This window comes from Nocardioides sp., from assembly GCF_035703625.1.
In the GTDB taxonomy this organism is placed as follows: domain Bacteria; phylum Actinomycetota; class Actinomycetes; order Propionibacteriales; family Nocardioidaceae; genus Nocardioides.
Genome location: NZ_DASSXS010000322.1, coordinates 1 through 9,866 on the forward strand (window position 1 = coordinate 1; position 9,866 = coordinate 9,866).

10 protein-coding genes are annotated in these 9,866 nt (G+C 73.1%); 4 read left to right on the forward strand and 6 right to left on the reverse strand.

Annotation, left to right across the window (positions count from 1 at the left end; all coding sequences use genetic code 11):
• Positions 1-42 precede the first annotated feature (42 nt).
• Positions 43-1,344 (forward strand): phytoene desaturase family protein, encoded by a 1,302-nt coding sequence (locus tag VFN12_RS17010; RefSeq protein WP_325119971.1) that lies wholly within the window; start codon positions 43-45, stop codon positions 1,342-1,344.
• A 73-nt stretch (positions 1,345-1,417) separates the two neighbouring features.
• Here the strand turns inward: VFN12_RS17010 and metF are convergent, their stop codons facing one another.
• Positions 1,418-2,308 (reverse strand): methylenetetrahydrofolate reductase [NAD(P)H], encoded by an 891-nt coding sequence (gene metF / locus VFN12_RS17015; protein ID WP_325119972.1) that lies wholly within the window; start codon positions 2,306-2,308, stop codon positions 1,418-1,420.
• Positions 2,309-2,376: 68 nt separating this feature from the next.
• Here metF and VFN12_RS17020 point away from each other — a divergent pair, with 68 nt between their 5' ends.
• The gene (locus VFN12_RS17020; RefSeq protein WP_325119973.1) at positions 2,377-3,441 is read left to right on the forward strand and encodes a polyprenyl synthetase family protein; all 1,065 of its coding nucleotides are present in this window, start codon (positions 2,377-2,379) and stop codon (positions 3,439-3,441) included.
• A 96-nt stretch (positions 3,442-3,537) separates the two neighbouring features.
• Here VFN12_RS17020 and VFN12_RS17025 read toward each other — a convergent pair whose 3' ends face one another.
• The 3 genes from VFN12_RS17025 to VFN12_RS17035 all read right to left on the reverse strand — a co-directional run bounded on the left by VFN12_RS17025 (position 3,538) and on the right by VFN12_RS17035 (position 5,882).
• Positions 3,538-4,887 (reverse strand): hypothetical protein, encoded by a 1,350-nt coding sequence (locus VFN12_RS17025; protein WP_325119974.1) that lies wholly within the window; start codon positions 4,885-4,887, stop codon positions 3,538-3,540.
• A gap of 151 nt (positions 4,888-5,038) precedes the next feature.
• Positions 5,039-5,473, reverse strand: coding sequence for a barstar family protein (locus tag VFN12_RS17030; protein ID WP_325119975.1), 435 nt, complete (start codon positions 5,471-5,473; stop codon positions 5,039-5,041).
• A gap of 31 nt (positions 5,474-5,504) precedes the next feature.
• Positions 5,505-5,882, reverse strand: a complete 378-nt coding sequence (locus VFN12_RS17035) for an Rv2175c family DNA-binding protein (protein WP_325119977.1) — start codon at positions 5,880-5,882, stop codon at positions 5,505-5,507.
• A gap of 173 nt (positions 5,883-6,055) precedes the next feature.
• On the opposite strand from VFN12_RS17035, the gene VFN12_RS17040 reads away from it, so the two are divergent.
• Together VFN12_RS17040 and pknB are read left to right on the forward strand one after the other, a co-directional pair.
• Positions 6,056-6,829 (forward strand): lytic transglycosylase domain-containing protein, encoded by a 774-nt coding sequence (locus VFN12_RS17040; protein ID WP_325119978.1) that lies wholly within the window; start codon positions 6,056-6,058, stop codon positions 6,827-6,829.
• A gap of 117 nt (positions 6,830-6,946) precedes the next feature.
• Positions 6,947-8,956, forward strand: a complete 2,010-nt coding sequence (gene pknB, locus VFN12_RS17045; protein ID WP_325119979.1) for a Stk1 family PASTA domain-containing Ser/Thr kinase — start codon at positions 6,947-6,949, stop codon at positions 8,954-8,956.
• A gap of 32 nt (positions 8,957-8,988) precedes the next feature.
• Here the strand turns inward: pknB and VFN12_RS17050 are convergent, their stop codons facing one another.
• Both VFN12_RS17050 and VFN12_RS17055 read right to left on the reverse strand, forming a co-directional pair.
• On the reverse strand, positions 8,989-9,153 hold the full coding sequence (locus tag VFN12_RS17050) for a hypothetical protein (RefSeq protein ID WP_325119980.1): 165 nt from the start codon (positions 9,151-9,153) through the stop codon (positions 8,989-8,991).
• Positions 9,154-9,254: 101 nt separating this feature from the next.
• On the reverse strand, positions 9,255-9,641 hold the full coding sequence (locus VFN12_RS17055; RefSeq protein ID WP_325119981.1) for an STAS domain-containing protein: 387 nt from the start codon (positions 9,639-9,641) through the stop codon (positions 9,255-9,257).
• Between the last annotated feature and the right edge of the window lie 225 nt (positions 9,642-9,866).

Sequence of the window (9,866 nt, forward strand, 5' to 3'; positions counted from 1 at the left end):
AGGCGGCGCCCGACCTGCGCTGAGGCTCTATAGGGTCGCCCCATGGCGCGCGTCGTGGTGGTGGGGGGTGGCTTCGGCGGGCTCGCCGCGGCCGCCCGCCTGGCCAAGCTGGGCCACGACGTCACCCTGACCGAGCGGTCCGCGACGCTGGGCGGCGCCCTCTCCTTCGAGACCGACGACGGCTACGCCTGGGACGCCGGACCCACCCACACCCTGCTCCCCGCCGTGATCCGCGACCTGTTCCGCAAGTCGGGCCGGCCCGTCGAGCGTGAGCTGGAGCTGGTGCCGCTGGAGCTGGTCCGCGAGCACCGGTTCGAGGACGGCACGACGCTGCGACTGCCGGGCGGGACCAGGGCCGGCCAGCTCGCCGCGTTCGACCAGCTGGGGCCGGGCCTGGGCCAGACGTGGGTCGACCACGTCGCGTCGTACACCGACACCTGGGAGGTGCTGCGCACCGGCTACCTCGAGCAGCCCTGGGACCCGGCCCACCTCCCCCGCGCCCTGGCGGCGCTGCTGGACAGCAGGGCTGTCCTGCACAAGCGGCTGCGCAAGGACTTCCGCGACGAGCGCATGCAGCTGGTCGCCGGGCACCGGTTCGTGGCCGAGGGCCACGACCTGCGCAACGTTCCGGCCTGGCTGGGCGTGATGTCCTACGTCGAGCAGCGGTTCGGGGCGTGGACCGTCCCCGGCGGCATGGCCGCCCTCGGCGACGCCCTGCGGGCCCGCCTGGAGACCCGCCGGGTCACCGTGCTCACCGACAACACCGCCCGCGACCTGGCGGTGCGCCAGGGGCGGGTCGCCGCCGTGATGACCGACGCCGGCGACCTCCCGGCCGACGTGGTGGTCTGTGCCGTCGACCCGCGCCGCCTGCCGGCCCTTGCGGCGTACGTCGAGAGGACGATGCCGGCGATCCCTCCGGTGGTCACCCACCTCGGTCTCGAGGGCGACGTACCCGACCTCGGACCCGAGGTCGTGCTGCACGGCGACCCGATGATCACCGTGCGCACGGGTGGACAGGCCCCGGACGGCTGCGCGGCCTGGACGGTGCACGGGCGGGGTCGCCTCGCCGAGGACATCCTGCGGGCGCTGGCCCGGCACCGGATCGACGTCCGGCCCCACGTGGTGGTGCGCCACGACCGCAGCCCCCGGCAGCAGGTGGAGCAGTGGGGCGGCTCGCCGATGGGTGTGCTGTGGCAGGGGCGGGCGACGGTGCGACAGCGGCTGGGCCCGACCACGCCGGTCCAGGGCGTCTACGCGGCCGGGGCACACGCGACGCCCGGCGCCGGCCTGCCGTTCGTCGGGCTGTCGGCGGCCCTGGTCGCCCAGGTCGTCGGCCCGGCCTGACGGATAGTCCCGAACGACATGGTTGGCGACACGCCGACTGCGGCAGCCATTTCGTTAGGGACTATCGCGAAGGTCAGACCGTGATCCGCAGGGCGGCGAAGATCTCGCGGGTCGCCTTGGAGCGGTTGAGGGTGTAGAAGTGCAGGCCGGGGGCGCCGCCGTCGAGCAGCTGCGCACACAGCTCGGCGGCCATCGCGATGCCCTCGGCCCGGAGGGCGGCGGGGTCGTCGCGGTGCACCTCGATCCGCTCGCGCACGTCGGCGGGGATCTCGCGGCCGGACAGCTCGGCCATCCGGGCGACCTGGCCGAGGTTCAGGATCGGCATGATGCCCGGGACGATCGGGATGTCCACGCCGATGGCGGACGCCTTCTCGACCAGCTCGAAGTAGTCGACGGCGCGGAAGACCATGTCGGTGATCGCGAACTCGGCCCCGCACCGCTGCTTCTCGAGCAGGACCTCGAGGTCGCGCTCCATCGACTCCGCGCCGGGGTGTCCTCCGGGGAAGGCGGCCACCCCGATGCTGAACCCGCCGTGGTCGCGCGCCAGCGCCACCAGCTCGCAGGCGTGGGTGAACCCACCCTCGGTCGGGGTCCACTCGGCGCGCGGGCCCTCCGCCGGGTCGCCGCGCAGGGCGAGGACGTTGTGGACCCCCTCCTCGACGAACTCGTCGAGGATCGACTCCAGCTCCTCGCGGGTGTGCCCGACGCAGGTGAGGTGACCCATGGGGAGCATGGAGGTCTCCCGGGCGATCCGCCCCGTGACGCGGAGCGTGGTGTCCCGCGAGGTGCCGCCGGCGCCGTACGTCACCGAGACGAACGTCGGCCGGTAGGGCTCCAGCTCGCTGATCGCCTTCCAGAGCTGCTCCTCGCCCGCCTCGTCCTTGGGCGGGAAGAACTCGAAGGAGAACGAGCGTTCGCCCCTGCGGATGAGCTCACCGATCTCGCGAGCACCGTTTGCCAGCATGGCCGCAGTCTAGGCATCGGGTCGCCCCGGTCGGACATCGTCGACGACGCAGGCATAGCCTCGTGCGCGTGAGCAGCTGGGACGGGGGCGCCTTCCGGGCGAGCATCCAGGGGGCCCTCGACACGCTGCTCGAGGAGATGACCGACCGGCTCTCCCCCCTCGGTCCGGACGCCTCACGGCTGCTCGACGAGGCGCGGGGTGTGGTGTCGGGCGGCAAGCGCTTCCGTGCGGCGTTCTGCTACTGGGGATACCGCGCGGTCCGCCCGGAGGTCGAGGACGAGCCGGCGCTGCTCCGTGCCTGCGCCGCGCTCGAGCTGCTCCATGCCAGCGCGCTGGTCCACGACGACTACATGGACGCCTCCGACACCCGGCGGGGTCGCCCGGCCACCCACCGGGCGTTCACGACCGGGCATCGTGAGGACGGCTGGCGCGGCGACCCGGAGCAGTACGGCGCCGCGGCGGCGATCCTCCTCGGCGACCTGCTGCTGAGCTGGGCGGACGAGATGCTCCGCCGCTGCGGCCTGCCCGCCGCCGAGGTGTCGGCCGCGATGGACGTGTTCGACCTGTGCCGCTCGGAGGTGATCGCCGGGCAGTTCCTCGACGTCTCCGTCCAGGCGCGGGGAGTGGCCGACGTCGAGACGGCGATGACGGTCCTGCGCTACAAGTCGGCGAAGTACTCCATCGAGCGCCCGCTCCACATCGGCGCCGCGCTGGCCGGCGCGCCTCACGACACCCTGACCGCCCTCAGCGCCTTCGGACTCCCCCTCGGCGAGGCGTTCCAGCTGCGTGACGACCTGCTCGGTGTGTTCGGGGACGCCGAGACCACCGGCAAGCCCGCCGGCGACGACCTGGTCGAGGGCAAGCGCACCGTGCTGGTCGCCCTCGCCCTCGACGCCGCGACGCGGGACGAGGCGGCCGAGCTCGACGGGATGCTGGGCACCCCGCTCGACGCCGGCCAGGTGGCGCGCGCCCGCCGGATCATCGACGAGTCCGGGGCCCACCCCCAGGTCGAGATGGTGATCAAGGAGCTGGCCGACCGCGCGCTCGCCGCCCTGGACCGGGCTCCCGTCGACGACCGGGCGCGCGTCGTGCTCCGCGAGCTGGCATCGGCGGCCACCCAGCGCGTCGTCTGACCGGGCGACGACACTGCCGCCCTCGGCCGAGGCCTGGTGACTGCCTCGCGAACGCTCGATCAGGCTGCTGTCACCGGCAACCTCGGTCGACCCGACTCAGTGGCTGGCCGCGCGCGCGACGACCAGCACCAGGTCACGAACCTGAGCGTTGATCGCGGCGCGGTTCGCCTCGAACTCCGGGTTGGTCAGCTCGTTCCGGTCAGTGCTGCTGAGGCCCTCGAGGACCGGTGTGTGGATGTGGCCACCGGGCACGTCCAGGCCGACGGCGTCCCGCAGCAGGGTGGCCCGGTACGCGATCTCGTTGGAAAGGTAGTTGCCGCCGCCCCCGGACCTGGCCTGCGATCCCTCGGTCGGGCCGTCCTCACGAGTGACACCGGGACTCGGGGCCGCCGGGCAGGTCGTCGTCACGGGCTCGGGGGGCGTCTCGCCCGGCACCTCGACCACCCGGCGGTTGTCGAAGACCGGGAACGGACCGGTGTTCGCGGCGAGCATGGCGGCGAACGGGTGGGTCGAGAGGGTCCACTGCGGTTGCGGCTCCACCGTGGGCGCGCCAGGAGCCGCGGGGATCACACCTCGGTAGCACACCCGCTCGTTGTCCGGGAAGCCTGCGCGCCAGGCGCCGTTGAAGTGCTCCAGGTCGATGCGGCCGACCCTGCCCTGGCTGGTGGTCGCGAAGGCGTCGACCGGGGCGGCGGACGAGCTGAAGTGGGGAAGCAGCGCCTCCTCGACCATGCCGTCCCCGAAGTCGCGCCAGCGCACCGGGAACAGCGCGGCCTCCAGCCGGATCGGGCCGTCCGGTCCTCGCACCGTCACGCCGTCCAGGGCCAGGGCGCTGGCGCCGGAGGGATTGGCCTGACGGATGTCGCGGTCGAGGGTGAAGGGGTCGAACCCGGTGACCAGGACCCGCGTCACCTGGTCGCCCCGCGGGAAGCGGACGTCGTCCTGGCCCCGAGAGATGCGGTCGAGATCGGCGATCAGCGCCGCCCTGTCGTGCTCGGCCACGGCGAAGCCGGGGTCCCACTGGCGCAGCGCTGCGCTCATGGCCAGGCGCGTCCAGTACAAGGGTCGGTCGTCGCCGTCACTCAGCGTGCCTCCCGGCTCGGCCTTGTCCTGCACCCGGGCAACGGCCAGGTCCCAGAGGTCGCGGGAGTGCTCGTGCACCACCGAGCGGGCGGAGGCGAGGCTGTCGGCGTCGCAGAGTGCCTGCTGGAAGGCCTCCAGCGTGTCGCTGAACCCGCCACCCTCGATGAAGCGCGCCGGTTCCGGCCGTGACAGGAACTGCTCCTCATAGGTGAGTGCCAGATCGACGTCGGTGCAGCCCGCACTCGGCGGCGCGGCCGGTTCAGGACTTGCCCAGACGGCCGGGGCGACGGTCAGGGCGCCGGCAACGAGAGCGGCCGCAGCGGTCACGCGGACCGGACCTGAGCGGACGGAACGACGGGTCATCGACTGCCTCCTCGAGTCGGGGACCGACCCTAGGCGGACGTCCTGGAGACCGCAAACGAGGGTCGCGCGCCGGTCACGCCATCCAGCGCAGCAGTGGGCGCGCGACCCCAGCGCGTCACGGCACGAGGGACAGGCCTCGTGAGAGGCCCTGCTAGTCGAGGCTGGCGACTCCCGACACCTCCGGCCCGTCACCGCGCAGCAGCACGGAGAACGGCCCACCCCGGTCGGCGTTCACCCGGGTGCCCAGGACGCTGAGCGCCACCGAGAACGCCTGCTCGTCGGCGCGGGCGAACGGGCCCCAGCCGTCCCACAGGAAGACGAGCCCCTCGCTGTCGCCCGCGACCACGTCGGCGAGGGAGTCGGCCAGCGCGTCGAAGTTCCTGCCGTAGTCGTCGGAGAGGTCCAGCGCCTCACCCACGCCGCTGAGGAACTCCTCCTTGGACTCGCCGTGCCAGCCGTCGAAGTAGGCGAAGTGCCACCCGGCGTGCTCGACGGTGTGGCGGACGTCGGCGACGTCGAAGCCGCCGTGCCAGCGGTAGATTCCCGGGGTTGCTCGACCCGCCAGCAAGGCGGCCAGTCCGCTCATCCTCAGATTCCTCTCGGTCGGTGGAGGTGTCCTAGAAGCCCATGGCCTGGGCCCGGCGCTTGACCTCCGCGCCACGGTTCTCGCGCAGCGCGTCGATGGGGCGGCCGGGCAGGTCGGCGTCGGTGAAGATCCACGCGATGCACGCGCGGTCGTCGAACCCGCCGTCGTGCAGGACCGTCAGCAGCCCGGGCAGGCCCTTGACGACCAGGCCCTCCTCGATGAAGGCGGCGGGTACCTGCGGTCCCGCGCCAGGGCGGGGTACGGCGGCAGCCAGCTCGTGGACCTTGATCATGGTCCGCACCTTCGCGGGGGTGACGCCGAGCAGGCTCCCCGCCTCGGACCAGTCGAGCCATTCGGTCACCAACGCATCGAGATCGGCATCGGCGAGGGACGGGGACGCTTCGCTCACCCCACCAGCCTAGGCTCGTCGCGGTGCCGGGGGCCACCGGGGCAACACGCCCGGTCTGGGCAGGTTCACCGATGCGCCGACCAGCCTCGTTAGCGTCGAACGCTCGCCGTGCGGCGCTTCCCCTCGGGGCATGAAGCTCGTCCCGGACGCCGTCGGCGGACGAGGAGAACCTCATGAGCCCACGTGGGACCACCGCCGCGACCGCCCTCCTGACCCCGGTCGTCGTCGCCGCTGTCATCGTCGGCGGGGCACTCACCGCACCAGCCTCTGCCGAGCACGAGAGCCTGCCCGGCGGACGCCGCGTCACCGACTACACGGTCCGGCCCGGAGACACCGCCACCGAGCTGGCCGTCCGGTTCCACGCCTGGACCGCCGAGCTGATCGCCCACAACCACCTCGGCCCGGGCGCCGGGCTCACGGTCGGGGAGCGGATCGAGATCCCGGTCGTCACGGCCGCGGTCGACGACCACCGTGCCGAGCGTCGTACCCCGGCCGGTGCGGGGCAGCAGGCGGGCCACACCGAGGAGGTCGCCTACCCCTCACGCCAGCGGGTGCGCCGGGCGATCGTCCGGACCTCGCGGCTCCAGGGCGTGGACCCGCAGCTCGCGCTCGCCGTGTCGTGGCAGGAGGCGGGCTGGCGCATGCACCACGTCTCCAGCGCCGGCGCGCTCGGCGCCATGCAGGTGCTCCCGTCGACGGCGGAGTGGATGGAGCTGTACGTCGGCCGCGACCTGGCCCCGCGCCGGCTGCGCGACAACGTGGCGACGGGGGTGACCCTGCTCCACGTGCTGGCCGAGGGAACCGTGTCCCGCGCGCGTCAGCTGGGCTCCTACTACCAGGGCCTCGGCGCCGTCCGCCGGCACGGGCTGTACGACGACACCCGCGACTACGTGGACAACGTGCTGGCCATCAAGCACCGGTTGGAGGCCGGGCAGCCACCCGCCTGAGGCCCCTGCGGCGTGGTCCACGCCACGCCGGAGCCCGGGGCGCGCCGGTTGCGTGGGGTGCCGTCCGTACGATTGGGCGGTCGGTTACTTCCCCAACCGATGCGCAGGAGGGTCGTCGTGAGCGTAGATGGGCACGCCCGCACGGGCGTCGACGCCGTCGCGAGCGACCCCATGATCGGCCGGCTCCTCGACCGGAGGTACCGGATCCGCTCCCGCATCGCCCGCGGTGGCATGGCCAGCGTCTACGAGGCCACCGACATCCGGCTCGACCGGACCGTCGCCGTCAAGGTGATGCACCCCGGCCTCGGTGACGACGACGAGTTCGCCGCCAGGTTCGTCCGCGAGGCGCGGGCGGCCGCACGCCTGTCCCACCCCAACGTGGTCTCCGTCTACGACCAGGGGGACGAGGACGGCACGGTGTACCTCGCCATGGAGTGCGTGGCCGGCCACACCCTGCGCGACGTGATCCGCAAGGAGAGCCCGATGTCGCCGGGCCGGGCGATCGCGCTCGTGGAGCCGGTGCTCTCGGCGCTCGCCGCGGCGCACCGCGCCGGGCTGATCCACCGCGACATCAAGCCCGAGAACGTCCTGATCTCCACCGACCCCGACTCCGGCAGCAGCCGGGTCAAGGTTGCCGACTTCGGCCTGGCCAAGGCGGTCAGCGCCGACACCCAGCACACCGCCACGGGCGGGGTGCTGATCGGCACGGTCTCCTACCTCGCCCCCGAGCTGGTCGTCGACGGCCGCGCCGACGCCCGCGCCGACGTGTACGCCGTCGGGGTGGTGCTCTACGAGCTGCTCACCGGCGCCAAGCCGCACGAGGGCGAGTCACCGATCCAGGTCGCCTACAAGCACGTCCACGAGGACGTCCCCGCACCATCGTCGGTCGCCGACGACATCCCGGGGTACGTCGACGCGCTGGTCGCCCGGGCCACCGCCCGCGACCGGGGACAGCGACCGGCGGATGCCGCCGTGCTCCTCCACCAGCTGCACCGCGTCGGCAACGCCCTGGCCGCCGGGGTCCGCGAGGACCCCGAGCTCGAGGCCGACCTCGCACCCCGGCCGGCGATCTCCCCCGACACCGCACCCGAGCCGTTCGACGCCGACGACTTCGCCGAGCTGCTCTCGCCGGCCGAGGCGGTGGACGAGCAGGTGCACACCACCGCACTCGAGCGGCCGTCCCCCGAGCCGGCGCGCGGGCCCGAGCCGCCGTCCGTCGTACCCACGGGGCGACCGCGACGCTCGAAGCGCGGCCCCGTCCTGTTCGCCCTGGCCCTGCTCCTGGTCGCGTCGGTCGGGGTGGCGGCGTGGTGGTTCGGCTACGCCCGCTACACCCCGACCCCGGGCGTGATCGGGCTGGAGCGCGCCGCGGCCGTCGACAAGATCGAGGCCTCGGGCCTGAGCGCCGACTTCGGCGACCGGGCCTACTCCGAGACCGTCCCGGCCGGGCAGGTGATGTCCACCGAGCCGTCGGCGGGCGAGAACGTGCTCGACGGCGGCACGGTGGTGGTGGTGCTGTCGCTCGGCAAGGAGCGGTACGACGTCCCGAAGCTGCGCGGCCTGACCGAGGACCGTGCCCAGGACAGGCTGCTGGACACCAACCTGGCCTTCGGGCAGTCCGTCGGCCGGTACTCCGAGACGGTGCCCGAGGGGACGGTCCTTCGCAGCGATCCGCCCGTCGGCACCACCCTCCGCCCCGACGCCGTGGTCGACCTGGTCGTGAGCAAGGGCCCCCGGCCGATCAGGATCCGGGACTTCACCGGCCAGGACGCCGACCGCGCGATCGCCTGGTTCGAGAGGCGGGACCTGGAGGTCGACACCTCCTCGGAGCACTCCGACTCGGTGGCCGAGGGCGACGTGATCTCCCAGTCCCCCGTCGACGGCACGGCCTTCGCCGGCGACCCCGTCGAGCTCGTGGTCTCCGACGGCCCCGAGCTCGTCGAGGTGCCGAGCGGCCTGGTCGCCTCTGGCGTCGACGCGGCCCGGGAGCGCCTCGAGGCCGCGGGCTTCGAGGTCGAGGTGGAGAACGACAACGGCTACATCGGGCTCGGCTACGTGTTCCGGGTCGACCCCTCCTCCGGCACGATGGTTCCCGCCGGCAGCACGATCACGCTCTACCTCATCTAGCCAGAAGGCGTTCCGGCGGCCGAGGCTCGGGCCTATCCCCCGTCTCCGCCGCCCGCACCGTGGGTCGTCTCCGTGACCTGCGGTGTCGTCAGGTCGTGGTAGCCCATGACCCGCGCCCGACCGCGGGAGAGGTACCAGATGAGAGCCGCGACCCCAGCGACGGGGACGACCAGGACGAGCGCCGTCGAGACGTCCATGGCCAACCTCCCGCGACGAGTCCGCCGGCCTGGTCGCCGGCGTGGTCCGAGTCTAGGAGTGGCCGACCCACGCCGGGGGTCGAACTACGGGGAGCGAGGGATCAGCGCGGCTCGGAAGCGGCGATGGCCTCGGACAGCGAGTCATAGATGGCGAAGACGTCGTGGAGCTGGGTCGAGCCCAGCAGGCGGCGGACCACCGGCGGAGGAGAGACCAGCGACATGGAGCCGCCGTCATCGCGGGCAGTCTTGCGCGCCACGATCAACGCTCCGAGCCCCGAGGAGTCGACGAAGCTCACGTCGGCGAGGTCGATGACCACGCGCGAGGCGAGGCCGGCAGCCTCGGTCACGGCGTCGTGGAATCCGTGCACGGTGCGGGCATCGATCTCGCCGCCGGCGCGAACGACCGCGCAGCCGTCGACCTGACTGACCTGGTACCAGGCCTTTCCGGGCGCATCCCCGTCGTCGCCTCGTCCGATGCCGTGGGACATCGCACCGCCTCCCCACTCTGCTGGGTACCAGCATAGTCAGGATTCGTGGCGATGCGCCCCTCCCGGACCTCCGGCCTCCCACCTCCGGTCGCCGAGGCGACCGCTAGCGTTCCGGGCATGCCAGCCCCGCCCCTGAGGAACCCGGTGGGGACTCACGTCCAGGTCGGCAAGGGCCTGGTCGCGGGTGCGCTGGCGCGTGCCGACCAGCTCGGCTGCGAGGCCATC